Annotated in this window: 29 protein-coding genes and 1 pseudogene; 11 read left to right on the forward strand and 19 right to left on the reverse strand. The window is 53.6% G+C overall.

Features of this window, described 5'->3' with window-relative positions:
- Positions 1-41: 41 nt before the first annotated feature.
- Together traD and mobH are read right to left on the reverse strand one after the other, a co-directional pair.
- Positions 42-1907, reverse strand: coding sequence for a conjugative transfer system coupling protein TraD (gene traD / locus F0Q32_RS07095; protein WP_000178856.1), 1866 nt, complete (start codon positions 1905-1907; stop codon positions 42-44).
- Positions 1904-4882, reverse strand: coding sequence for a MobH family relaxase (mobH, locus tag F0Q32_RS07100; RefSeq protein WP_001337757.1), 2979 nt, complete (start codon positions 4880-4882; stop codon positions 1904-1906). Before mobH ends, traD begins: the two co-directional genes overlap by 4 nt.
- A 167-nt stretch (positions 4883-5049) precedes the next feature.
- Between mobH and F0Q32_RS07105 the strand changes: the two genes are divergently transcribed.
- The 4 genes from F0Q32_RS07105 to F0Q32_RS07120 are packed head-to-tail and all read left to right on the forward strand — an operon-like array spanning position 5050 to position 8577.
- Positions 5050-5667, forward strand: coding sequence for a hypothetical protein (locus F0Q32_RS07105; protein ID WP_001249396.1), 618 nt, complete (start codon positions 5050-5052; stop codon positions 5665-5667).
- A complete protein-coding gene (locus F0Q32_RS07110) occupies positions 5649-5882 on the forward strand; it encodes a hypothetical protein (RefSeq protein ID WP_001191892.1) in 234 nt (77 codons plus the stop codon). Before F0Q32_RS07105 ends, F0Q32_RS07110 begins: the two co-directional genes overlap by 19 nt.
- On the forward strand, positions 5882-8074 hold the full coding sequence (locus F0Q32_RS07115; protein WP_000366822.1) for a DNA topoisomerase 3: 2193 nt from the start codon (positions 5882-5884) through the stop codon (positions 8072-8074). The genes F0Q32_RS07110 and F0Q32_RS07115 overlap by 1 nt, the downstream gene beginning before the upstream one ends.
- Before the next feature lie 14 nt (positions 8075-8088).
- Positions 8089-8577, forward strand: a complete 489-nt coding sequence (locus F0Q32_RS07120) for a hypothetical protein (RefSeq protein ID WP_000468105.1) — start codon at positions 8089-8091, stop codon at positions 8575-8577.
- A 91-nt stretch (positions 8578-8668) separates the two neighbouring features.
- On the opposite strand, the gene F0Q32_RS07125 is transcribed toward F0Q32_RS07120, so the two are convergent.
- The 11 genes from F0Q32_RS07125 to F0Q32_RS07185 form a co-directional block, all read right to left on the reverse strand.
- Positions 8669-8947, reverse strand: a complete 279-nt coding sequence (locus tag F0Q32_RS07125; RefSeq protein ID WP_014386427.1) for a hypothetical protein — start codon at positions 8945-8947, stop codon at positions 8669-8671.
- A gap of 232 nt (positions 8948-9179) precedes the next feature.
- Positions 9180-9797, reverse strand: a complete 618-nt coding sequence (locus tag F0Q32_RS07135) for a hypothetical protein (protein WP_000464631.1) — start codon at positions 9795-9797, stop codon at positions 9180-9182.
- A 93-nt stretch (positions 9798-9890) separates the two neighbouring features.
- The gene (locus tag F0Q32_RS07140; RefSeq protein ID WP_000362482.1) at positions 9891-10109 is read right to left on the reverse strand and encodes a hypothetical protein; all 219 of its coding nucleotides are present in this window, start codon (positions 10107-10109) and stop codon (positions 9891-9893) included.
- 205 nt (positions 10110-10314) lie between these two features.
- Positions 10315-10971, reverse strand: a complete 657-nt coding sequence (locus F0Q32_RS07150) for a hypothetical protein (RefSeq protein WP_000268551.1) — start codon at positions 10969-10971, stop codon at positions 10315-10317.
- Complete coding sequence (locus F0Q32_RS07155; protein WP_000936896.1) at positions 10971-12398, reverse strand: DNA cytosine methyltransferase; 1428 nt, start codon at positions 12396-12398, stop codon at positions 10971-10973. The genes F0Q32_RS07150 and F0Q32_RS07155 overlap by 1 nt, the downstream gene beginning before the upstream one ends.
- A gap of 3 nt (positions 12399-12401) precedes the next feature.
- Complete coding sequence (locus tag F0Q32_RS07160) at positions 12402-12902, reverse strand: hypothetical protein (protein ID WP_000647189.1); 501 nt, start codon at positions 12900-12902, stop codon at positions 12402-12404.
- Positions 12903-12910: 8 nt separating this feature from the next.
- Positions 12911-13243 carry a hypothetical protein gene (locus tag F0Q32_RS07165; protein WP_000348669.1) on the reverse strand — a complete coding sequence of 111 codons (333 nt, stop codon included), beginning with the start codon at positions 13241-13243 and terminating at the stop codon, positions 12911-12913.
- On the reverse strand, positions 13228-13734 hold the full coding sequence (locus F0Q32_RS07170) for a hypothetical protein (protein WP_000566600.1): 507 nt from the start codon (positions 13732-13734) through the stop codon (positions 13228-13230). The genes F0Q32_RS07165 and F0Q32_RS07170 overlap by 16 nt, the downstream gene beginning before the upstream one ends.
- Positions 13727-14401, reverse strand: a complete 675-nt coding sequence (locus F0Q32_RS07175) for a thymidylate kinase (protein WP_000344151.1) — start codon at positions 14399-14401, stop codon at positions 13727-13729. Before F0Q32_RS07175 ends, F0Q32_RS07170 begins: the two co-directional genes overlap by 8 nt.
- Positions 14376-14657 (reverse strand): hypothetical protein, encoded by a 282-nt coding sequence (locus tag F0Q32_RS07180; protein WP_000044824.1) that lies wholly within the window; start codon positions 14655-14657, stop codon positions 14376-14378. The genes F0Q32_RS07175 and F0Q32_RS07180 overlap by 26 nt, the downstream gene beginning before the upstream one ends.
- A complete protein-coding gene (locus F0Q32_RS07185; protein ID WP_001125905.1) occupies positions 14650-15027 on the reverse strand; it encodes a hypothetical protein in 378 nt (125 codons plus the stop codon). Before F0Q32_RS07185 ends, F0Q32_RS07180 begins: the two co-directional genes overlap by 8 nt.
- 318 nt (positions 15028-15345) lie before the next feature.
- Between F0Q32_RS07185 and F0Q32_RS26140 the strand changes: the two genes are divergently transcribed.
- Together F0Q32_RS26140 and F0Q32_RS07190 are read left to right on the forward strand one after the other, a co-directional pair.
- Complete coding sequence (locus F0Q32_RS26140) at positions 15346-15489, forward strand: hypothetical protein (protein ID WP_000939033.1); 144 nt, start codon at positions 15346-15348, stop codon at positions 15487-15489.
- Positions 15490-15580: 91 nt separating this feature from the next.
- A complete protein-coding gene (locus F0Q32_RS07190) occupies positions 15581-16216 on the forward strand; it encodes an N-6 DNA methylase (RefSeq protein WP_000074431.1) in 636 nt (211 codons plus the stop codon).
- A 52-nt stretch (positions 16217-16268) separates the two neighbouring features.
- Here F0Q32_RS07190 and F0Q32_RS07195 read toward each other — a convergent pair whose 3' ends face one another.
- The 4 genes from F0Q32_RS07195 to F0Q32_RS07210 all read right to left on the reverse strand — a co-directional run bounded on the left by F0Q32_RS07195 (position 16269) and on the right by F0Q32_RS07210 (position 19045).
- On the reverse strand, positions 16269-16541 hold the full coding sequence (locus F0Q32_RS07195) for a helix-turn-helix domain-containing protein (protein ID WP_000703827.1): 273 nt from the start codon (positions 16539-16541) through the stop codon (positions 16269-16271).
- Positions 16542-16589: 48 nt separating this feature from the next.
- Entirely contained in the window at positions 16590-17771 is a 1182-nt protein-coding gene (locus tag F0Q32_RS07200) for a ParB/RepB/Spo0J family partition protein (RefSeq protein ID WP_001207227.1), read from the reverse strand.
- A 3-nt stretch (positions 17772-17774) separates the two neighbouring features.
- Positions 17775-18560: a ParA family protein gene (locus tag F0Q32_RS07205; protein ID WP_001151304.1), complete on the reverse strand. Its 786-nt coding sequence runs from the start codon at positions 18558-18560 to the stop codon at positions 17775-17777.
- A 173-nt stretch (positions 18561-18733) separates the two neighbouring features.
- The gene (locus tag F0Q32_RS07210; protein WP_000338945.1) at positions 18734-19045 is read right to left on the reverse strand and encodes a hypothetical protein; all 312 of its coding nucleotides are present in this window, start codon (positions 19043-19045) and stop codon (positions 18734-18736) included.
- A 306-nt stretch (positions 19046-19351) separates the two neighbouring features.
- Between F0Q32_RS07210 and sul2 the strand changes: the two genes are divergently transcribed.
- From sul2 to F0Q32_RS07240, 4 genes are all read left to right on the forward strand, one after another.
- Positions 19352-20167, forward strand: coding sequence for a sulfonamide-resistant dihydropteroate synthase Sul2 (gene sul2, locus F0Q32_RS07220; protein WP_001043260.1), 816 nt, complete (start codon positions 19352-19354; stop codon positions 20165-20167).
- Positions 20168-20227: 60 nt separating this feature from the next.
- The gene (gene aph(3'')-Ib, locus F0Q32_RS07225; RefSeq protein WP_001082319.1) at positions 20228-21031 is read left to right on the forward strand and encodes an aminoglycoside O-phosphotransferase APH(3'')-Ib; all 804 of its coding nucleotides are present in this window, start codon (positions 20228-20230) and stop codon (positions 21029-21031) included.
- Positions 21031-21867 (forward strand): aminoglycoside O-phosphotransferase APH(6)-Id, encoded by an 837-nt coding sequence (locus F0Q32_RS07230; RefSeq protein WP_000480968.1) that lies wholly within the window; start codon positions 21031-21033, stop codon positions 21865-21867. The genes aph(3'')-Ib and F0Q32_RS07230 overlap by 1 nt, the downstream gene beginning before the upstream one ends.
- Positions 21868-22172: 305 nt before the next feature.
- Positions 22173-22415 carry a transposase gene (locus tag F0Q32_RS07240; protein ID WP_000844627.1) on the forward strand — a complete coding sequence of 81 codons (243 nt, stop codon included), beginning with the start codon at positions 22173-22175 and terminating at the stop codon, positions 22413-22415.
- 31 nt (positions 22416-22446) lie between these two features.
- On the opposite strand, the gene tetR(A) is transcribed toward F0Q32_RS07240, so the two are convergent.
- The gene (gene tetR(A), locus F0Q32_RS07245) at positions 22447-23097 is read right to left on the reverse strand and encodes a tetracycline resistance transcriptional repressor TetR(A) (RefSeq protein WP_000164043.1); all 651 of its coding nucleotides are present in this window, start codon (positions 23095-23097) and stop codon (positions 22447-22449) included.
- A gap of 105 nt (positions 23098-23202) precedes the next feature.
- On the opposite strand from tetR(A), the gene tet(A) reads away from it, so the two are divergent.
- The gene (gene tet(A) / locus F0Q32_RS07250; RefSeq protein ID WP_000804063.1) at positions 23203-24402 is read left to right on the forward strand and encodes a tetracycline efflux MFS transporter Tet(A); all 1200 of its coding nucleotides are present in this window, start codon (positions 23203-23205) and stop codon (positions 24400-24402) included.
- Here tet(A) and F0Q32_RS07255 read toward each other — a convergent pair.
- Positions 24348-24557: pseudogene (locus F0Q32_RS07255) on the reverse strand (IS91 family transposase); the annotation flags it as partial. The gene tet(A) and the pseudogene F0Q32_RS07255 overlap by 55 nt on opposite strands.
- Between the last annotated feature and the right edge of the window lie 52 nt (positions 24558-24609).

Here is a 24609-nt window from a genome sequence, read left to right on the forward strand (position 1 = left end):
CCTCGTAATCTCTATACTTCTTGTCACACATAGCTCTGCTCTTACTGGGTCAATATGGGCAGACGGCCTTTTACGATTGTTCCGCCTGAAATTTTGGCTATGTATTCCAGGTTCGGAAGCATTCCCAATAACTGGGCTGGGAACAGATCAGCTTCCTCCTCCATCAAACGCTCGCCTTGGTTGCCTCCGTGCATAATGGGCTCCTTGCCATCCGAGTTCTGGCCTTGAGTCCGCATGACGTACTTGAGCCGGGTCTTCGGCAGGTTATCCGCGATATACTCCTGGGTTTCACCATCGACGATACGCAGAGCAAACGTGTTGTTGATGTTCCCCAACACCTGGAGCGCTTTGTCTTTGCTACCCAGTCGAGCTGCGAAGTCAGCAAAAGTCTGAGTTGCAACGAAAAGACGAAGTTTCGCACCGCGACCTTTGTTCAGGAGCTGGATGAACGGGTCGTTGATCACCTCGGCAGCCTCATCAACAAAGATATTTACGGGTCTGTTGTTGACGCCGTAGTTGTATCTGTCACCGGCAACCGCTGTCAGGTCTGACAGGAAGATGGACCCCATAGCACTACCAACCATGTTGTCGGTCAGGGAGTCGAGCCCCAGATAAGCAACTTGAGCGTTGTTGATGATTTTTGCGGAATCGGTGATCTGGCGTTCGTCGCTCAGATCAGATGAGTCTGGAGACAGCAGAGGGCCTAGCTCCCCGGACGTCAGCATATTCATGATCGGCAGGAGGTTCGCCACCATCTTGGAGAAGTGGGTTTGGTCGTGCTGGAACATCGACAGCAAGCCTTCCAGGTCAGAGTTCGGGTGCTCAGGTTGGATGATGTCGTAGTAGAACTTCATCAACGCGAAAGCGATCTTCTCACGCGAACCGTTTTTGGCTTTTTCCAAGTAAGCCGCTGCTTCTGCCTCCCAGTCGGGCATAACTCGCTCTGAGTAAGCCTGAACGGCCTTGATGACCAAGCCAGCAGCGCCACCTTCAAGGAATCGGCGGAGCTTTGTCAGGTTGGGACGATCATGAGTGATGACCAAGCCCTGAGCGATGTTGTTCAGTGCCTGCCATCCAAATGATTTGAACGGGTCGGCCCCTGCTTCGGACGGGATCAACGCTGCCAAACGACTTGCGATTTCAGTCACGCGGGTGAAGTTACGCAGAGGGTCGATACGCACCGACTCTTCCGGGAATGCTGGATGAAATGAGACGAATCTTTCCGGCTGCCCCATAGCTTCACAGGCACGTCGGGCATTGTCCCGCATCTCCTTATCCCCTTTCGGGTCTATGATGATCACGGCTTCCCCACGCAGAATGGCCTGTGAAATCAGGATGTCGAACATACGGGTCTTGCCCGAGCCGGTGGTCCCAACGATCAGCGAATGCCCCTCAGTGTGCTTGAGTGGCTGCATCAGCTTCTCTTCTTTGGGCTCTACCCCGTGAATCCAGGGCTGGCCGATTGGCAGCTCCTTTTTCTTACCCTGTATCTTCCGGACAACCTTTTTGACCGTGGACTCTCTCCCTACGATGGAAGTCCAGTCGCGTTTCAGGATCTCAAACACGCGCTGGGCATGGCGGTTTTCCCACAGGAACCCACTACCAAGCCACATATCGTCCGGCGTGTCCTTGATGTACTTTTGGAGCTCCGCAATGGAAATAAACTCCAGATCACGCCCCTTCAAATGCTTTTGGAGCAGGTGAAGTTTGATAGCCTTGGGCAAACGAGCCATCGCCATCACGCCACAGATCCCCGTCATCCAATAGAATGGCTCCGGCGGCATCGTGCTGACTTGCTCTACGGCCAAAGCCGCGCCGGAGGCGGCAAGCCAGCCTGCTACAGCATTTTTTTCATAGTTGGGCCGCCACGGCATCTCGTAGGCGAGCGGGTCATAACTCATTGTCATGTTTCATTTACCTCTAAATACAATTTTCCCTGACGTTTCTTGAGCAAAGGGCGTCTCTGTGCCCGGCTCAGCATCCCGCAGAGGATGTGTTTGCTGATGCCGATGTTTTCACCGGCAATCATGTCGAAGGCTTTGTCACTGGTTACTAAGCAGCCATCCTCTTCCAGGACAGGTGTCACGAGCCATCGGCCCGAGCGTTTTTGGATCATGTCCTTGAGCATCTGGAGTGCTTTCTGAGGCGTAACACCAGACGGCAAGAAATCTTCCGCGTTGATGTCTTTCGGGTTTGTTTTCGCCTTAGGCGGCTCAAACTCCCTAACCTCTGGATCTTCCCTTTCTCGCACCTCGACGTGTCCCAATTCCTTCTCACGCTCAACTTTGGGCTCAGGAGCCACCGGTTGAGCCTCCCGCTTAGGAAGGCGAGCCACGTTCTGTTTTTCTTGGACCGGCTTGCGCTGTTGCTCTTCAACCGGAGAAGTAACATCGACCTTCTTCTCCTTCGGCTGTGGCTGGGAGTCCTTACCTTTCGCCTTTTGTTCAGGCGAGGCTTTACCGGCATTAACCTCAGGCTTCTGCTGCTGCGCCTTTTTTCGGCTTTGTTGTTTCGGTGCAGACTTATTTTTGCTTGCATCCAAGCCAGGGGGAGAGACGAGCTCAAAGGCATCCTGGTATCCACCCATTGACGCCTCGGCATCCTTAATGGCCGCCACGACTGCATCTGAAAGCTGCTCCGCCAGTACAATTGCCTTCACTCCGCTGAAATCACGAACTTTGCGACCTGGCATAATCGGGTCCGGAACAATCGCGTTGGCGTGGGACAGCTTCGAGAGAACCTCTGACGGCGCACCCAGCGACCGAGCGCCATCCGGGTACAAAATGACGGCTTGCCCCTTCATCAGGCATAGGACTTCGCCCAGCGTCGTTTTACCTTCCAAAACAGGCATGATCGCTTGTTCAAGCAACGCCGATGCTTCCCCGTATCCAGACAACATCTCAACGAGCAAGGTCTTTGCGTCCTTCTCATGCTGATTAACGTTGTCCGTATGCGGCATTTCTGGCGTGTGCGTTGGTTGTTCTGGTGCGTCAGTCAGCATAGGGAGCGGCTCAATCGCCCATGATGGCGGTTCATCAGAACCACCGAACATTGGAAAGTCATCGCCCTGCAGGGAGTTTTGTTCTTGTGGAACGAAGTCCTGTTTTGGCTGCTCCTCTTGCTTTCCGGGCATTGCCACATCTGGGATTTCTGAGTTTGTTGCGTCAGTGCTGGTTGTCTCTGCCGATGCGTTGAATGCGTCAAACGGGAAGTCGATGTCCCCCAGTCCACCCCCAACATCCTTGAGTGCTTGTAACGGATTGTCGTTTGCCAAAGGTGGTGCGTTTTTGGCAATGTCCTGAGGGGACAGATCCTCTTTTGCCTCTGGTTTATGGGGTTGTTTCTCCGTATCACTCTTCGGTTTTGCTTTGCCCGGTTTGCTCTGCGGCTTACCCTTCTTGCCAGCGTCAGGCTTAGATGATTCCGTTGGTCCCGCATCTTTTTGCTCTGGCTTCTCCTCGACAGCATCGGAGGTGCTTTTCAGCATCTCCATCGCATCACCAAAGCCAAGGCCAGCTAGAGCTTTCTCTGCTTCCTGCTCTGCGGCCAACATGTCATCGTTCAGAGCTGCTTCACCTTCCTCTTGGTCGTCACCGTCATCGGCTTCCTCAGGATCAACGAACTCAATCTCAGCGTCCTCAACATCACCAACAACTTCCGCAGCAACAGCCGCAGGAGGCTCAGTCGTAAACACCAGGTCGTTTGATTCGAGTCGGAGCATCAAGATCTTCACCGAACCCGCCGCCTCCTGGAGCATCTCAGGCAAAACTTCCCAGTAGCGGTAGTACGCACGTTCACCCTTCTCCTGCACCGTGTTTGGTACAGCAAAACCACGTTCGATGAGAATGTCGGCCAGTGTGTCAGGGTCTCGTGGGATACCGGGGATCTTGTCGTGGCTGATCAAGTCATAAAGGTCCCCAAGCTGTTTCCAGGCAATGAATACACCTTGGTTGAGGTGCCAGACTTTCGCGCCTGGCTCATTGACCTTCCATTTTCCGGTTTTAACCAGGCGGCGGATGGCATCGAACACGTAACGCTCGACGGGCACACCATAGGAGAACTCGTCCACATCGAGACGACTCTGGCGAAGGTCCCGTGAGACGCTCTCTTGGTCAGCGCGAAGCATCAGCTTGGTCACAGGCTGATTGACGCTGGTTCCTGAGATAGCTTCCAGCATCGCTTCCATGATGGACGGGCCAGACTTGGACAGAAACTCCCGAGTCTCAGCCGGAATAATTCGATCCACCGCCAGCAGCGAGAATTGCTCATGTCTTTTGTGTCGCTTGTCGCGCCACCGGATAAAGTAACGGTCGATTTCGTGACGGTGTGCCCAGTCATGAAGTGACTCCGAATACGGGTTCCATGTGATTGACCCGTCTTTGTCCGTAATGGACACATCCGAGAGCGGTTTACCCACATCATGCAGCAGCCCAGAGAAACAGCTCGCCAGTCTCCAACGCGGCTCATTGTCACGGCGTTCCCGAGGCGTCCCCTCGATGGAAAAGATAACTGACTCAGATGCCTGAGCTGCCCAGAAGGCCACTTCAAGCCCATGTCGGAACAGACCACCAGCGCCACGGTGGTGGTGTGATTCGGAAGCTGGCAACAGGTGAACAAACGCGGCATACCGCTGGATCACCGGCAAAACAAGCCGGTTGAAGTCGTCCACAGTGAAACCGAGAGAGTTCCGCACTTTCTCAATCAGTTCAGCTTGGGTTGCCAGTATCTTGTCTAGTGGGGCCACTGGCAGGCCCTTGGCAAAAGGTGGGTATCGAGGGATTTCTTCATCTTCCACGTCTTTAAGCGGCAACACTCTGGCGCTCGGCGCGGTCTCGATCACTCCACTTCGCCCACCAAATAACTTGTTAAGGGCTTTCAGCATGTAGGTTGACCATATTCCTATCGTATTTCTCGTCGCTACATGCTCTCAAAACACCTTTAGATCGCACACACGCCTATCTGTCCAATTTGGGCAGTTTGAGAAACCAGCTTTCCATCCCCCCCCTTTTAGAATGGGCTCATCGACAATTTTTGATGAGGAACGACACGATGAGACAACTGATAGCAATTCTGGGAGTGGCAATTCTGGCCGGGTGTGCCTCTAACGCCCCCGAGCAAAAGCCTCAGCCCCAGACTGCCCCTGCCGAAAATGACAAACCTGCCCGAGTTAGCCGGGAACTGTCGATGGCATGGGACAACATGGGGCGCGGTGGTGCTGCATTACGTCAACCTGGTTATATCCATGTGCTGGGCGACGGTAATGTCAGCGCAACGATGAACAAGGTCAAAGATGACTCCGCTGGTTCAGATAAAACTCCAGCAGGGATCAAGCAGCACGGGGATGTGAACGAAGCCATCAATACCTTCAAGTCCATGAATAAAGGCAAAGGCTACTCGCTGTACGAGTTGTCACGCTGGGAACGCTATTGCGATGGCGGCAAAGGTATGGACGAGCACGATTGGCGCTTTGTGGAAGCCGAGGGGACTACAAACATCCCCAAGGATGTTGTAACCGGCTGCATACCACCTACCCACACCTATCAAGATTATCTGAATGCCTGGACGCACTTTTGCACCAGCCAGGCTGTAACTGACGCAGATCGCCGCATTGTGCGCGAGTCCGTGCGTCCCTATTCAGTGGTGAACCCATGCAAAGCTCTGAAATAAGAAACCAGACAGAGCCAAGCCGTAAGGCTGAGCTCTTCGACGCTTTATCAATCATGCTCCAGGAGGCCGGTTCGAGGGGTAATTCCCGCGAAGCGGCCTATGTCATTTCTGGAGTCCTCGAAAACCTCTCCAGAGACTACCCCGAAGTCAAAGGTCTGGCCCAAAGCTGGGCTGAGCTGGCGAATCTGGAATCAAAGATGAGAGGAGCTGCTTAATGGACCTTTATATCTGCGAGAAGCCTTCTCAGGCCAAAGATTTGGCTGGCGTAATGAAGGCCTCCCAACGAGGTGATGGATTTCTCCATGATGGAGGAAACCGCGTTATTACGTGGGCGTTCGGCCACCTGCTGGAATTGTATATGCCAGACGATTATGACGAACGCTACAAGTCATGGTCACTGGAGACCCTCCCTATTGCACCAGAGTCATGGCGGTACAACGTTCGCAAGAGTGCGTTCAAACAGTACAAAATTGTTGAGGGACTGGTCAAAAAGGCGAGCACCATCTACATCTCAACGGACTACGACCGAGAAGGTGAGGCTATCGCCCGTTCGCTTCTGGATCGATTCCGCTACTCTGGCCCTATTCGCCGGGTTTGTTTGACGGCTCTCGATGAGTCAAGCATCAAGAAAGCGCTGAACAACGTAAAGGATGGCAAGGATACGGTCTCACTCTACTACGCCGCATTGGCACGGCAACGCGCTGACTGGTTGGTAGGCATGAACGTGAGCCGCCTCTACACAGTGCTGGCCCGAGATGTCGGCTTCAACCACACTCTTCACGTTGGCAGGGTTATCACCCCAACCGTCGCTCTTGTTTGTCAACGGGACCGAGAGATCGCCGGTTTCACCCCCTCACCATACTGGACTCTGGGTGTGAACGTGTCCGTACAGAATGGACAGTTTGCCGCCCAATGGATACCACCAGAAGAGTGCAGTGACGAGCAAGGCCGGTGCGTCAATAAGGCCTATGCCGAGCAGGTAGCCTCCCAGGTCAATGGTGCCAATGCTGTTATCAGCAAAGCAGAAACCAAACCAGGTAAAGAGTCAGCCCCCCTCCCCTTCGATCTAACGTCGCTGCAACAATACGCAAGCAAACGATGGGGATACACCGCTCAGCAGGTACTGGATGCAGCTCAAGCTCTGTACGAGACGCACAAAGCGACCACCTACCCTCGTACTGATAGTCGTTATCTACCCGAGAGCCAAAAGGAAGACATTCCGGACATTCTCCAGGCGCTCATTTTGTCCGATCAGAACGTCTCTGGGCTGGTGGCTGGCGCAGATCCTCATCGCAAGGCCAGGGTATTCAATGACGCCAAAGTGACCGCGCACCACGCGATCATTCCAACACCGGCCAGAACAGACATCAGTGCCATGTCTGAGATCGAGTTCAATCTTTACGACGCCATCCGTCGTTTCTACATCGCGCAGTTCTACAGCGAGTTCGAGTTCACCAAAACCTCCATCGAGGTGCAGTGTGGGCGTCACCTCTTTGCGGCCTCTGGTAAGACACCTGCCAAACAAGGCTGGAAGGTTTTGTTTGCTTCTGATAGTGAAAGCAGTCCCAAGGACGAGGGGGAAGACACCGACGCGCCGGTTGAACAAGAGAAGCTCCCCAGGGTTAGCCAGGGCGAACCCGCTTTGCTTAATGGTGCCGAGCTGGCAAACAAAATGACGCGGCCAGCACCGCACTTCACCGAAGCCACATTGCTTGCCGCGATGGAGAACATTGCCCGGTTCGTGACTGAGGAGAAGTTCAAGCAAATTCTCAAAGACACAGCCGGTTTAGGCACTCCAGCAACACGCGCAAGCATCATCCAGGGCGCTGTTGATAAAGGCTACTTCAAACGTCAGAAAAAGGTACTGCTTGCAACTGATAAGGCTCATGCGCTTATCGCAGTGCTTCCACCAGCCATCAAATCACCCGGCATGACTGCGGCTTGGGAGCAGGAGCTTGAGAAAGTCGCCTCCGGCTCCGGGAATATGTCTGTCTTCATGAAGCAGATTTCCACCTGGATCTGCCAAATGGTTGAGCAGCTCAAAGTGCCCGCACCGGTTCTGACCAAAGAAGGTGGCGCGATGGCTAAAGCCTTCGAGGGCGCTAAGCCGCCTTCACACGAATGCTTCAACTGCGGTGGAGAGATGCACCGGATCAAAGGGAAGAACGGATTTTTCTGGGGCTGCCAGAACGAGGCTTGCAAGAAGACGTTCCCAGACAACCGAGGGAAACCCGAGAAGCGTATCGCGGCTGAGGATTGTCCAGACTGCCCAGATTGCGGTAGCCCGATGCGTCTCAGGAAAGGAAAAGCGCCCGGCAAGAAGCGAGCTTCTAAGTTCTGGGGCTGCACCGCCTATCCCGATTGCAAAGGCACTATGCCCTTCAAAAAGTCGGACTTTATGGATTGATAGAGGAATTAAGTATGTTTGGAACAATCATTTTAACTGCGATGCTCACCACCAGCTCAGCCACTGCCGAAGATGCAGGGAAGAACATCGCCTCAGGCTTGGCGGCGGCATCCGCCAGCCAAATGGGGCAGGCCGTAATGCCAACTTTAGCTACCAGCTCGGCCATTGCAAAAAGCGCAGGTAAAGGCATGGTGTCAGGTTTGGCTGCGGCGACTGCCAGCTACATTCCCCAAGACGAGCTGAGCTTTACTCGAAGCTATAAGAACTCTGAGGCTGTGGATATGGCAAAGGGCCTGGGGACATTGAAAGAAGCGCCTGAGTTTCTCTACGTTGTTACAGACGTAAATGCCAACATGGCGGTCAAATGCAAGCGCGTCTGGGAGCCTCAATCTCTGGCTTTAAGTCCAGTGATTGTTGAGCTGGTGGAACTACGTAAGACGAACAACAAAGACAGCTACGAACAAGCACTATCCCACCTCGATTGTTCAATGTTCACAGACTAAAACAATTAAGGGGCCGATGGCCCCTAATTTTTAATAACCCAATTTCTTTTGATACCTGATTTTCCTACCAAGCACAGTTGTCATACACCATTCAATTCACATGGATAGCGAATACTTCAACCGGACAATCTCCAAAGTGCGGGTGCGTTATAACACTCCTTGAGAAGCCACGCCAAGGGCGAATCTCTATCCTGGACATATCTCCAGCCTTTGGGTAGCCACACTTAACATGGACTTCATCATACTCGCGCCCCTCTAGTCTTTTTATCCAGTAGTCTGTAACGAGGCGATATTCATCTGGTTTTTCTCCAGATTTGATCTGATCGAAGTAAATCTTTTTTACGGGCAGATGAAGTATTCTCTTTTTCATAATCACCACCTGATAGCCCATCAGACTATCTAACTATTCGACAAAACATCCCTTTTTCAATTTCTGTCTCTCTCGCCTCATGGGCCAATACAATATCCGCGATAACACGAATATTCCCTTCATAGTTGCGAATGGCCGCATCCCTCATCGTGTCTAAAGTGTCCTGACACTTCGCTCGCCTGAATTTAACGAGCCAACTTTGCCGATCTATCTTGTCCACACCAAATCCCATTTAGCGAACCATGTATCCAGCTTTTTTGGCCGCAGCATCAAGCTCGGAGGAGAAGTTAACGTCGGACTTTTCTGCCGCGTTATAGAGGGCTCCACACTTGGGCCATGAGCGTCCTACCAGTTTCATCGCCAACGCATCCGCCAGCATTTCTCGGATCTGTGTTTCAGCCTCACCAAAATCGGCCAGAGTTTCGTCTATGCCCGACTCTTCCATCAGCTCGATGAGCTGTGGTTGTTTGAGCCAGACGCCTGTTTGCATTTCCAACTGATCTCTTGCATCGGCCACCAATTGGCGTTCAAGGGTTACGCCATTCACGGTCTTAACAAATTGCTTTGGCTGACGCTTTACCTTTTTTGGCCTGGACACATCAGAGATAACCGTCACCGGCTTCCCACGCAGTTCACGCGGCAACGGTCCACTTAGCCCCAGAACTAAGCGACGAGCGTACTCATGCTCGTATGGTTTCAACCCTCGACCTTCACGGTACATTTCAGTATCCACCAGCAGATCACCGCGCAGCCTCGCATTTTTCCGCACTTGTTCGGACAAGACCGATTTACCCTTCCCGCTGGCTCCCATTACGAGCGAGTGAGATTCTACTTTGTTATCAAAAAACATAATTCCGCCCCCAAGGAGGTGTTGCTATAAAACATGGTTTGAACATCCGTATTTTCACGGCAATAACCGCCGGATAATGCAAGACTCCCAAACCTAAATAGGTCTCCAGGTGATGACATCGAAGTCATAGCTGACTTCCGAGTTGTCGTCCGCCGTTCGCCACGAACAATCATCTTCCTGAACATGGATCAAGTCGTACTCAACAATTTTGCCCGACCAACATCCTTTAAGCTGGCAATGAACAGGCACACCGACGACCGGCATCTTGTCGTTGACGCTGATCCACGGTTCTTGCTTTTGATCCAGATCCACCGGTTAGTCCTCTATGAACGATTTAATGGATCGCCCATCAAAAAACAGTTTCCCAGTTCCTGATACCGAATGTACTTCTGGAGCTGCCTTCCCTTTCAGGAGTTTCTGATAGCGCACCGCGTCTTTGAGCTCAGAGATCCTGACGCCAATGAGTGTGGCCGTCTCCTCAACTGTTAAAATACGGTCCCAAAAGCTGGTGGCGCTGTTATTGCGCCCACCGATACTCTGGGCAACGCACTCTGTTCTGGCCGCTTTTCCCTTTGCCATTGGCAATGTCCTCTTCATTCTTCTCAGCCCCCAGCTTACTCAGTATTTCAGCTTTTGTAGCGCGATGGCCGCGCATTAAAAGAGCATTCAGCAGGTATCCAGTGAACACCTCTGTACTCGGCATACGGTCAAGCAACTCAACATACTGCTCATCCGTCAAATCATGGATCTCACAATATTTTTCCACCGCCTTTTCGTAGGCTTCTGCGTAGCCATGAGTGGAAATCCTGAAAGCAATATCCCCATTGCCGTAGCCTGGCTTTGTGACGAGAAAACAAGGCGCGAAGTAGGTTCTCTTCACCCCCATCCGGCTCCGGTTCTCAATGCTGATATAAGCCCTCAGCCCCTCAGCAATGATGTTTGGCCCGGAGTTGCGTCGCCGCTTACAAGTCTTATTCTGACGCTTCACCTCTTCTGCCTCAGCTTCCCACTTTCGGTCCAAGCTGTAGGCCAGCCGGTGAGCTGTTGCGTAGGAATACTCTCTCAAGGAGAAGTATTCCTGCCGGTAATCATCCGCCACCCCAACTGTTCGTGCGACACGGAACCCGACGAAACCGGCGTCATGGGTTCCCTCGCCGTAGTAAATGACTGCCATTATCTACCTTCCTTACTTCTGATACCGTGCTGCACCACGGTATGGCGACCGCAATTCACATTCAGGTGATCCCGAACTGCGGCCATGACCGCTGAATGCAATCTGTAATCCACACTCTGCCCAAGCGTTTCTGTCGCTTGTTCTTTTGCCATCCACGAAACATCAAAGCTATCAGGTATCGACATCAACTCCTGAACCAGATCGACCGATGGCTTGTAAATGCGGCCACCGTCTTGGATGTACACTGCATCCTTTACCCCACGATCCTGAGACTTGAGGATGGTCGGGCAACTGGTGCTTTCTCTCGTCAAGAACGCAGGCATCCTGCGAGAAGTTGACTCTCTGGCCTGAATTGACTTCAACACTGTGACGTCAGCACAATCCCCGAGGTGCTTCTCGATCACCGGCCACAATCGTCCACCAGCTCTCTGCTCAGGTTTCGGTGGAACGAACCCAGGGAAGACCGACGCCACCATGTAATAGCGTTCTCGCCCCTGGTAAGCGCCGAAATCCAGACCGTTCAAGACCATCTCAGTGAGGAAGTACCCCATCCGCCGCAGTGTCGTTCCCATCATCGCCCCGGCTCCGGATGCTTTGAAGTTCGGGACGTTTTCCACCAGCACGACGGCAGGGTTCACGACCTCGATCTGTTTTAGTGCCGGGTAAACCATGTCGAGCATGGTGGAGAGATCCTCAAGAGAACGCTCTTTGTCCCTTGGACTTTTGGCGTTTGAGTGGTCATCACACCCCAACGAGTAATGGGCCAAACCAATTGGTGGGCACTCCGCCAGCAAGGCTCCAAGGCGATCCAGCTCCAGGTGATGAATGTCTTCATTCAGCAGGATACGCGGGGAGCTGTTCACCAGCGTATTGAGCGCATGTACTTCACTCAGGTTCCGCCCGGATGCTCTGTCTCTGGCTTCAACTGGACGATGCTCCAAAACAATCTCAGCCTTCCAGCCAAGCGCTTCCATAACATGAATGTCTACCCCGCCAGTCAATGCCACAAAGGCACGGAAAGGGCTGGTTTTTCTGAACCGATCCGCAATGGCAAAGGCTCTGTTTGCGACAGGAGTGAAGACTACTCGGCCTTTTCGCATTTCGACGTGGAAACGCTCTGTATAGCGAGGGAAGCACTTATCTATGAGCCCTTGTCCAGAAAACTCAATAACGGTTTCCAGCGGGTTGTTGGAGCGACTCTTTGGTTGATACCGGCGCTGATAAACCTGGTGTGTCTGTAGTTCATCGGTCGCTGGGATCACCGAAAAACCGCCCATCCCCTCCCCTGGCTCAACGGCGATGCCCATACCTGGCTTGAACCCCATAACATCCAAAAAGTTGGACGAAACCCTAACCTTGCGTTTATCGCCTACTCGATTGAACGCAAGTTGTTTGGTTACTACGGAGGGGGAGACGATCGGTAACATTGGTCAACCTCTTTTCTTCTTGTTTTGCTCGCGCTTCACCATTGCTCCAGCAGCTTTCAGAAGTCTCTGGTTCTCCGCCAGCTCCTCTTGGAGTTCCTGAGTATCCTCTTCTGTCTGAGGCTTTTTCAGCTCGGCCTCGCAATATTGGACCTCTTCCTGCAAGCTGACTTTCGCAAACTTGAGAGCGGCCAGTCGCGTCGTATAAACGCCAAAAGGCAATTCGCCACCTTCCCGGAACTGCTTCAAACACCAGCTCGGTATAGATGGCAACCAACCAAAGTCCCCATTCTTCCGTGACCTTTTCCCCCACGTAATCCCATCTAACTTTTGGGCAAGATTGACATAGCGTTGATCGCTGGTTGAGTTGCGTCGTTTCTGAATAGAGCGAACTATCCACTCTGTAACCTCGACCTTTGCTTTATCATCATCAGAGATGTAATAAAGGGCTGCGTACAACACAGCGCCTTTACGAATGACTGATGGTGGGTATGCCTGGGCTTTCATCTATCCCCCTATCGCTTTTTCTGTCCGACAAGACGGAGATGATCGGCGGCCAAGTCATACTGCTCGTTTTTGTCGCGGCGGCGGAATCTGTCAAAAAACTTCCCTCGTGGCAGGGTTTCTTCCATAGCGATCAGGCGGTTCAGCCACACTTCTTGAGGTAGCATCCCTGCTGGAGTCGGCCCGAGCTTACGTCCTTCCTTGACGTGCTCCATTGTTTGCGTGGCAGTAAAAATCGCACCACCAAACTTTCTCCACTTGAATTGCAGGGGCATATCTGGAGACTCATCCAGCATCAATTTCTTATTGGTTTGTTCTGTCACGACAATTACTCCACCATCCATTCTTCACTAAGCAGGAACGCCCAGCGCTCTTCTGCTTTTTCTGGGTTGTCTTTGGCCTGTTTGATCATGATCTCGGCGGCGTTAAAGCCTACCTCTCCACTGAACCGGCCCCATGAATGGCTATGCCACTCGCGCATCACACTTCGGCCAAGCGATGCAAGTTCTGGACTTACACCCTCATGGAGGGCATAAAGCTCCCAAGCATCCCACCCGTATCGTAATAGGTTGTGCCCTGGGGCGTTAAAGGCCTGAGCAGCCTTGAACCGCTCTCCAGGCTCCTTCCCTCTAACATCCACACCCTGGAGCACCAACCCCATTACCACTTCAATGACCGGCTCGCGTTGCTTCTTTGCCAGCTCGATGGCAGCCACCAGCATTGCTTTGGCGTCAGCAAATTTCCCATGCCCTTGGCACATACCGCAGGTTTCTTTGGAAGGGGAAAAGTCATAAACACCGGAACCAGCACAGAGGCGGCATGTCATGTCAATCATGGGCTCTTCTCTCCTCATACTCTTCGATGCGCTCTTTCAGACGCTGAACCACTGGTGCGAGCTCAGGGATAGCTTCCGCTTCCTCAAGCGTGTATCGCTTGTCTTCCTGGTAATCGACTATTTGAGGAGGCCTTGGCTGTTTAGGGAACTCAGCAAAGTCATTCAGCGACATCGAGGTAGGAAGTCCTCCTTCAATCTCACCTTTTTCGTTGAGTGACTGGGTGACGATAAGCTGTGTTCCGCCCACCTCGGTATCAAAGCGGTCATCAAAGCGCTCACCGATAGTCCAGCCGCCACGGCCAAGAACACAGGTCGTACTCATACGTAGGCGATTGAATGCTTTAGCGTCATCCCAGTTCAAAGGATTTTCATCCATGAGGAAAAAAGGCGCTTCGTCCCGAACGAACACCTTGGACTTGGCGTTATCGAAGATCGGCCCAAACACCCCCTGCTGGAGGTATGGTTCGACCTTCTCTGCAAGATCCTGGTGCCCTTGAGAACGCAGCGCCTCATAGAGCTGGGTGATTGTTTGTTTGCCGGTGCCCGGAAGGCAGGACAATACTGTCTGCTTTTCCTCGTCACTCAGGCTTACCATTCTGGACAAAAAGCTGACTACCAGCTCGTTGTGCCCATCGACCGTTTCAATGTTGAGCTTGTTCTCGTCCATCTTCTTCCTCAGTAATCGGTTCGATAAATTCAATGGAGTCCATGCTTACATGACTGATAATGGCTTTCAGGCCGCAGCAGTCGCATGGTTCAAAGGTCAGTTCTGATCCCTTGGGAGACTGATGCGTGACCGTTGCCACAGCCCCTAGAGGGATCACCCCCCAGCCGTTTTTTAGTACCCGAGTAGTTCTGACCAGCCGACCTTTGTACTCTCGTTTCAGTTTCGGATGCGGCACTACCGCATATCGCTTACTCATTTCGGTCCCCTTGTACCAAAGGCTCGACAACCAGCTCTTGAGCTTCGTCCCAGTCGGACACCTTTGCATCACCAAACGCAAAGGCAATTCGCATAGCCACTGTCGGCCTGCCTATTTTCATCAAGTAAGCCGCAGCACCGGCACACATCGACTCTTGTCCCGAAGGTGCATAGTTACCCTCTTCATCCCATTCACCACCTGACTTTGAATGCACGGTCTTGTGGCAATGAAACGTCGTCATGTCGTTTTCAACGATGTCGTTGATGATGCCTTCTAATCGCCCAGGGACCAGCTCGATAGCGCCCTCCTTCCGGAATGGACAGTTGGCGCAAGGTTTCTTCAAACGGAGATGATTTGCTTGCTTTGGCATACATATCACTTTTACAGTATCATTTTATGATTCTATGATATAGCCATATTCCGTGTAGTCAATATCTCACTAACAATTACTTTCTATCGGACGCTTACGCGCCCATTTTGGGCAGATAGACAAGTTATTTGGGCGTTTGGAGTGTGCGAGGTGGACAGCGGGGAGACTTTCACATGTGAAAGTTTTGTTTCTTGGTATCGTTTTATTGTCCCTTGATATTATTTTATGATGCTGTAATAATCATAAATAAGGGCCGCATCGCTCTTCGACCTTCGTTGCAGCCCTTACAACACAATCAAGCAATTAAGGAGCTTTGTTATGCTGCAAGGCAATACTAACACGAATAAGCGCATCCCGCTCGCGGCGTTCATGAAATGGCCGCTGGCGAAACGTCAGGACTTCATCGACCGGGAAATGTCCGGTTGCCCCGACTTTATCAAGACGTCTTTGCTTCGGCATTAAGGCGATCAGGCAGGAAAGCAAAGAACCTCGCTTCGGCGGGGTTCTTCGTTTCTACCTCTTGAATGTTTCGTCAGAACAAACTGGAGCGCTTATGTCACCAGAAACACAGCAACTTACATCCAAGGCTTTATCTCTCATCGAGCAGTCCCGATACAGAATGGGCACATCTCGGTTTGTTGAGGCCTTTATTGACCAGTGGGCATACTTGCAGACTGGCCTATACCCAGCCAAGGAGGAGATCCCGGAAGAACTTCAGCCGGTCGCCTTCGAGCTCTCTCACGTCCTGTCTGCCGCCATTAAGCGCGACCCCACCAGCGATGTTTTGGGTTACGTCCTAAGCATGTCTGGCTTCCACAAGAAGGGCACCAATTACTTCCCCACTCCTCCAGAGATTGGCCGCTTGATGTCACTCATTGTTGGCTCACAGTCTTCGGCAGACTTTTATGAGCCCTGCTGTGGTTCTGGCATCAACGCCATTCACTGGATGGAAAACCTGATCGAGAACCACGGTCCCGAAGCATTGAGAGAAGCCTCAATCTACCTGGAAGACATCGATCCGTTGATGGTGAAGTGCTGCATGATCCAGCTATTCCATTATTTCGAGTCCCGCAATACCACTCCCAAAACGCTGAGTATCGTCGGCATAGACACCCTTAGCAGACGAACCAAGAACATCGCCTACTACGCCGAAAAACCTCCAGCAACCGCCGCTACCGTGGCAGCATAAAAAAACCCGCCGATTGGCGGGTTTTGCATTCAATGCGCTGCTCTATGGCACCTTACAGTTTTCCGTACCGGTTCAAGAACGAAGACCTGTCTAAGATCCCCCAGTCTGTCAGCATGTAGTAGCCGGTGGCACCTCGTTCGCCGGTAGACTCCCTGACGAACAAGATATTCATTCCGAACTCATCACGCAGGGCAGACAACTGTCTCTTGATCGTTGATTCAGGAATATTTGTTGCCTTGTGAAGGTCTTGGAGACTTGGCTTCTCCGTTTTAGACAGGGCATTCACCAAAGCAAATTTTCTTTTCATGTCCTGTGAGATCTTCATATTCACCTGTTCTTGACAGGCCCAACCTCTCTGGCTGGGCCTCCTTTATTAGCCTTCGACACTCAGGAGTTCAATGTCTGACACAGGCACATGAACATGCTTTTCCTTGCCTTCGCCATCGAGCGTTTTAACCCAGACAGTAGACGGAACCAGAGCAACACGGTCGGTCATGATGACTCCACGTTTGGTCTCGCCATCCAGGTTAACGTTGACAGCAAAAATCAAACTGTCAGCCCGGACGTTCTTCCATTCCTTGTCCTTCGGCAGAGGAGGAAGAGCATCACCGCCTTCTTCATCTTTGTCCTTGCCGCTGTTATCTGGCTGCTTGACAGGATCTTTGTGCTCACCCTCTTCATCACGCAAAGGGTCTTCGTCATCATCGTCCTGACCATTGGAATTTTTACCCCCTTCCAGTTCCTCCTGGGCAAGGTTCAGGTCGTCATTCCCGGTTTGTTCCGACGTACCATCCCCACCCGAGTTGAGGGATTGCTCGTCGGTGTTGCCAGCGCCAAGCTCATCATTCTGGTGGGAGCCAGTCAGTGGGCCTTTTTCCATTTCGTCTTTGATACGTTTGGCATCATTCAGCAGCTCACGGCTTTGTTTACGAGTAATCCCGTCAGACATAGCCACCGCGCAGACGGCGCGACATCTTTCTTCATTCAGATCGAACAAGAGACGAAGGTTATTCAAGGTCTCTGTATCAGAACATACTTCATTATCGTATAACTCACGCACACAGTCAGGTAGCTTGAGCAACGACAGATGCGTAGATACGAAAGTGATATTCTTACCGAGCCGATCAGCAATATCCTTTTGCTTCCAACCTTCTTCAATAAACAGGTTTAACGCCTCGGCAATCTCTACCGGAGTCAAGTCATCCCGCTGGATGTTTTCGATCAGCTCACCAGCAGTCTCGTCCAAGTTGTTCTGGACCTTATCATTCACCACCAAGTCAATGGTCTCGATACCAGCGTGTTTACACGCTCTCCAACGCCGCTCCCCTTTTTGGATGACGAACTTGCCTTCTTCGTTCTTCGGGAACACGATGATCGGAGACTGCTGCCCTTCGGTCAGCAAGGTTGCCGCCAGCTCTTCAATGTTACGGAAGCGCTTACGAACCTGGACCTTGGATACAACGTCGTCAACAGGTACGGTAAGAACCTCTTTGCCTTTCTTGCCTTTGGCGGCTTTAGCAAGTTCGGACAGGCCTTTTAAATTGTTCAATGCCATCGCTTAGCCCACCTTCTCTAATAGTTCTTCCAACACCGCCTCAACTTCTTTGGCCGCGACATGTCCATAGCGAAGCTCCCAGACAGGGATGCCATCAGTCGTCGCCGTATCGAGCGGAGGCCGGTGCATAATTTTGTTCTCAAACAACAGATCCGGAACTGTGTTCTCCAGCGACTTGAGGGCTTTGTCGTGATTGACAGAGCGGTCCATGTCGTTGATCACGATGCCCAGGATCTCCAAATCTTGGTTGTACGCCTCGCGCACACCAATAATCGTGTTCAGGAGACCTTCTACGCCGTCCACAGCGAAGCCAGAGAGCTTTACTGGACATGCCACATGGGTAGACATCACCAACGCTGCCACCAGCTTTCTGCCGAGGCTAGGCGGACAATCAATCAGCACGTAGTCGTAGTTCTCAAACAGCTCAGCCAAATGGCGAGCCGGATTCATGGCCTGGTCAAGAGGCACAGCCTCCATCTCAAACAGATCCGGGTCGTTTTTCGGCGTATGAATGAGGTCTGCACCGCAAGGGCAGTGCATGACCTCAATGCCGTCCAGCTCGTAAGCGAACAGCTCTGCGGTTTTGGTTCCTGTGAGGATGGGCTCGTAGTCACCATCCTCAAGCTCTCGTCTGGGGGCCAGTCGAGAGGACGTGTTCCCCTGACCATCCATATCCAAGACCAGCACTTTCTTTTTCTTCTGTAACGCCAGATAAAAGGCCTGCTGGATACAGAGGGTACTCTTACCCACTCCGCCTTTCTGGTTGGCGAAGCTGATTACTTTTGCCATACCCACCTCTATTTTGGTTTCTCGCAGGTGATCAAGACCACCCCCAAACTTTCACATGTGAAAGATTGTAGCGATCATAAAATGATACTGCAATATCTAATTATGGTTCTGTTAAAACAAACTTTAAACAAAAAAACGGCCATGAAGGCCGCTTATTGACAAGGTTTGTGCTGTCAGCGCAATTGATTTGCTGCTCCAAGCCCATTCGCCAATAACTGCATCGCATCGTTGAACAGCGCGGAGCCCCGTTCCGGTGTGAGCAATTCCGGCATATCTTCTCGCGGCCAAGTACCGGCTACTTGAATGAGCAAACTGGCAGCCCAGTGGATCTGCTTTTCTTCACTTTCATCGGCCAGAGTGCATACGACGGGGAAACCGTACTTACGCCCCCAGCGACTCACCTCTTTGAACGATACCAGCTCAGGCTTTTGCAAATCCCGGCTGTAGGCCTCAGCTATCATGTGGTTCAGTTCTTTAGCGTCCATTTATCCCACTCTATTGTAAACAAGACATTTTTATCTTTTATATTCAATGGCTTATTTTCCTGCTAATTGGTAATACCATGAAAAATACCATGCTCAGAAAAGGCTTAACAATATTTTGAAAAATTGCCTACTGAGCGCTGCCGCACAGCTCCATAGGCCGCTTTCCTGGCTTTGCTTCCAGATGTATGCTATTCTGCTCCTGCAGCTAATGGATCACCGCAAACAGGTTACTCGCCTGGGGATTCCCTTTCGACCCGAGCATCCGTATGAGACTCATGCTCGATTATTATTATTATAGAAGCCCCCATGAATAAATCGCTCATCATTTTCGGCATCGTCAACATAACCTCGGACAGTTTCTCCGATGGAGGCCGGTATCTGGCGCCAGACGCAGCCATTGCGCAGGCGCGTAAGCTGATGGCCGAGGGGGCAGATGTGATCGACCTCGGTCCGGCATCCAGCAATCCCGACGCCGCGCCTGTTTCGTCCGACACAGAAATCGCGCGTATCGCGCCGGTGCTGGACGCGCTCAAGGCAGATGGCATTCCCGTCTCGCTCGACAGTTATCAACCCGCGACGCAAGCCTATGCCTTGTCGCGTGGTGTGGCCTATCTCAATGATATTCGCGGTTTTCCAGACGCTGCGTTCTATCCGCAATTGGCGAAATCATCTGCCAAACTCGTCGTTATGCATTCGGTGCAAGACGGGCAGGCAGATCGGCGCGAGGCACCCGCTGGCGACATCATGGATCACATTGCGGCGTTCTTTGACGCGCGCATCGCGGCGCTGACGGGTGCCGGTATCAAACGCAACCGCCTTGTCCTTGATCCCGGCATGGGGTTTTTTCTGGGGGCTGCTCCCGAAACCTCGCTCTCGGTGCTGGCGCGGTTCGATGAATTGCGGCTGCGCTTCGATTTGCCGGTGCTTCTGTCTGTTTCGCGCAAATCCTTTCTGCGCGCGCTCACAGGCCGTGGTCCGGGGGATGTCGGGGCCGCGACACTCGCTGCAGAGCTTGCCGCCGCCGCAGGTGGAGCTGACTTCATCCGCACACACGAGCCGCGCCCCTTGCGCGACGGGCTGGCGGTATTGGCGGCGCTGAAAGAAACCGCAAGAATTCGTTAACTGCACATTCGGGATATTTCTCTATATTCGCGCTTCATCAGAAAACTGAAGGAACCTCCATTGAATCGAACTAATATTTTTTTTGGTGAATCGCATTCTGACTGGTTGCCTGTCAGAGGCGGAGAATCTGGTGATTTTGTTTTTCGACGTGGTGACGGGCATGCCTTCGCGAAAATCGCACCTGCTTCCCGCCGCGGTGAGCTCGCTGGAGAGCGTGACCGCCTCATTTGGCTCAAAGGTCGAGGTGTGGCTTGCCCCGAGGTCATCAACTGGCAGGAGGAACAGGAGGGTGCATGCTTGGTGATAACGGCAATTCCGGGAGTACCGGCGGCTGATCTGTCTGGAGCGGATTTGCTCAAAGCGTGGCCGTCAATGGGGCAGCAACTTGGCGCTGTTCACAGCCTATCGGTTGATCAATGTCCGTTTGAGCGCAGGCTGTCGCGAATGTTCGGACGCGCCGTTGATGTGGTGTCCCGCAATGCCGTCAATCCCGACTTCTTACCGGACGAGGACAAGAGTACGCCGCAGCTCGATCTTTTGGCTCGTGTCGAACGAGAGCTACCGGTGCGGCTCGACCAAGAGCGCACCGATATGGTTGTTTGCCATGGTGATCCCTGCATGCCGAACTTCATGGTGGACCCTAAAACTCTTCAATGCACGGGTCTGATCGACCTTGGGCGGCTCGGAACAGCAGATCGCTATGCCGATTTGGCACTCATGATTGCTAACGCCGAAGAGAACTGGGCAGCGCCAGATGAAGCAGAGCGCGCCTTCGCTGTCCTATTCAATGTATTGGGGATCGAAGCCCCCGACCGCGAACGCCTTGCCTTCTATCTGCGATTGGACCCTCTGACTTGGGGTTGATGTTCATGCCGCCTGTTTTTCCTGCTCATTGGCACGTTTCGCAACCTGTTCTCATTGCGGACACCTTTTCCAGCCTCGTTTGGAAAGTTTCATTGCCAGACGGGACTCCTGCAATCGTCAAGGGATTGAAACCTATAGAAGACATTGCTGATGAACTGCGCGGGGCCGACTATCTGGTATGGCGCAATGGGAGGGGAGCAGTCCGGTTGCTCGGTCGTGAGAACAATCTGATGTTGCTCGAATATGCCGGGGAGCGAATGCTCTCTCACATCGTTGCCGAGCACGGCGACTACCAGGCGACCGAAATTGCAGCGGAACTAATGGCGAAGCTGTATGCCGCATCTGAGGAACCCCTGCCTTCTGCCCTTCTCCCGATCCGGGATCGCTTTGCAGCTTTGTTTCAGCGGGCGCGCGATGATCAAAACGCAGGTTGTCAAACTGACTACGTCCACGCGGCGATTATAGCCGATCAAATGATGAGCAATGCCTCGGAACTGCGTGGGCTACATGGCGATCTGCATCATGAAAACATCATGTTCTCCAGTCGCGGCTGGCTGGTGATAGATCCCGTCGGTCTGGTCGGTGAAGTGGGCTTTGGCGCCGCCAATATGTTCTACGATCCGGCTGACAGAGACGACCTTTGTCTCGATCCTAGACGCATTGCACAGATGGCGGACGCATTCTCTCGTGCGCTGGACGTCGATCCGCGTCGCCTGCTCGACCAGGCGTACGCTTATGGGTGCCTTTCCGCAGCTTGGAACGCGGATGGAGAAGAGGAGCAACGCGATCTAGCTATCGCGGCCGCGATCAAGCAGGTGCGACAGACGTCATACTAGATATCAAGCGACTTCTCCTATCCCCTGGGAACACATCAATCTCACCGGAGAATATCGCTGGCCAAAGCCTTAGCGTAGGATTCCGCCCCTTCCCGCAAACGACCCCTGGAAGCCCCGTAGCGACGCGGAGAGGGGCGAGACAAGCCAAGGGCGCAGGCTCGATGCGCAGCACGACATAGCCGGTTCTCGCAAGGACGAGAATTTCCCTGCGGTGCCCCTCAAGTGTCAATGAAAGTTTCCAACGCGAGCCATTCGCGAGAGCCTTGAGTCCACGCTAGATCTATCTCATCTGCGCAAGGCAGAACGTGAAGACGGCCGCCCTGGACCTCGCCCGCGAGCGCCAGGCGCACGAGGCCGGCGCGCGGACCCGCGCCACGGCCCACGAGCGGACGCCGCAGCAGGAGCGCCAGAAGGCCGCCAGAGAGGCCGAGCGCGGCCGTGAGGCTTGGACGCTAGGGCAGGGCATGAAAAAGCCCGTAGCGGGCTGCTACGGGCGTCTGACGCGGTGGAAAGGGGGAGGGGATGTTGTCTACATGGCTCTGCTGTAGTGAGTGGGTTGCGCTCCGGCAGCGGTCCTGATCAATCGTCACCCTTTCTCGGTCCTTCAACGTTCCTGACAACGAGCCTCCTTTTCGCCAATCCATCGACAATCACCGCGAGTCCCTGCTCGAACGCTGCGTCCGGACCGGCTTCGTCGAAGGCGTCTATCGCGGCCCGCAACAGCGGCGAGAGCGGAGCCTGTTCAACGGTGCCGCCGCGCTCGCCGGCATCGCTGTCGCCGGCCTGCTCCTCAAGCACGGCCCCAACAGTGAAGTAGCTGATTGTCATCAGCGCATTGACGGCGTCCCCGGCCGAAAAACCCGCCTCGCAGAGGAAGCGAAGCTGCGCGTCGGCCGTTTCCATCTGCGGTGCGCCCGGTCGCGTGCCGGCATGGATGCGCGCGCCATCGCGGTAGGCGAGCAGCGCCTGCCTGAAGCTGCGGGCATTCCCGATCAGAAATGAGCGCCAGTCGTCGTCGGCTCTCGGCACCGAATGCGTATGATTCTCCGCCAGCATGGCTTCGGCCAGTGCGTCGAGCAGCGCCCGCTTGTTCCTGAAGTGCCAGTAAAGCGCCGGCTGCTGAACCCCCAACCGTTCCGCCAGTTTGCGTGTCGTCAGACCGTCTACGCCGACCTCGTTCAACAGGTCCAGGGCGGCACGGATCACTGTATTCGGCTGCAACTTTGTCATGCTTGACACTTTATCACTGATAAACATAATATGTCCACCAACTTATCAGTGATAAAGAATCCGCGCGTTCAATCGGACCAGCGGAGGCTGGTCCGGAGGCCAGACGTGAAACCCAACAGACCCCTGATCGTAATTCTGAGCACTGTCGCGCTCGACGCTGTCGGCATCGGCCTGATTATGCCGGTGCTGCCGGGCCTCCTGCGCGATCTGGTTCACTCGAACGACGTCACCGCCCACTATGGCATTCTGCTGGCGCTGTATGCGTTGATGCAATTTGCCTGCGCACCTGTGCTGGGCGCGCTGTCGGATCGTTTCGGGCGGCGGCCGGTCTTGCTCGTCTCGCTGGCCGGCGCTGCTGTCGACTACGCCATCATGGCGACGGCGCCTTTCCTTTGGGTTCTCTATATCGGGCGGATCGTGGCCGGCATCACCGGGGCGACTGGGGCGGTAGCCGGCGCTTATATTGCCGATATCACTGATGGCGATGAGCGCGCGCGGCACTTCGGCTTCATGAGCGCCTGTTTCGGGTTCGGGATGGTCGCGGGACCTGTGCTCGGTGGGCTGATGGGCGGTTTCTCCCCCCACGCTCCGTTCTTCGCCGCGGCAGCCTTGAACGGCCTCAATTTCCTGACGGGCTGTTTCCTTTTGCCGGAGTCGCACAAAGGCGAACGCCGGCCGTTACGCCGGGAGGCTCTCAACCCGCTCGCTTCGTTCCGGTGGGCCCGGGGCATGACCGTCGTCGCCGCCCTGATGGCGGTCTTCTTCATCATGCAACTTGTCGGACAGGTGCCGGCCGCGCTTTGGGTCATTTTCGGCGAGGATCGCTTTCACTGGGACGCGACCACGATCGGCATTTCGCTTGCCGCATTTGGCATTCTGCATTCACTCGCCCAGGCAATGATCACCGGCCCTGTAGCCGCCCGGCTCGGCGAAAGGCGGGCACTCATGCTCGGAATGATTGCCGACGGCACAGGCTACATCCTGCTTGCCTTCGCGACACGGGGATGGATGGCGTTCCCGATCATGGTCCTGCTTGCTTCGGGTGGCATCGGAATGCCGGCGCTGCAAGCAATGTTGTCCAGGCAGGTGGATGAGGAACGTCAGGGGCAGCTGCAAGGCTCACTGGCGGCGCTCACCAGCCTGACCTCGATCGTCGGACCCCTCCTCTTCACGGCGATCTATGCGGCTTCTATAACAACGTGGAACGGGTGGGCATGGATTGCAGGCGCTGCCCTCTACTTGCTCTGCCTGCCGGCGCTGCGTCGCGGGCTTTGGAGAAATTCTTCAAATTCCCGTTGCACATAGCCCGGCAATTCCTTTCCCTGCTCTGCCATAAGCGCAGCGAATGCCGGGTAATACTCGTCAACGATCTGATAGAGAAGGGTTTGCTCGGGTCGGTGGCTCTGGTAACGACCAGTATCCCGATCCCGGCTGGCCGTCCTGGCCGCCACATGAGGCATGTTCCGCGTCCTTGCAATACTGTGTTTACATACAGTCTATCGCTTAGCGGAA

Source organism: Pseudocitrobacter sp. 73, assembly GCF_008369545.1.
In the GTDB taxonomy this organism is placed as follows: Bacteria; Pseudomonadota; Gammaproteobacteria; order Enterobacterales; family Enterobacteriaceae; genus Pseudocitrobacter; species Pseudocitrobacter vendiensis.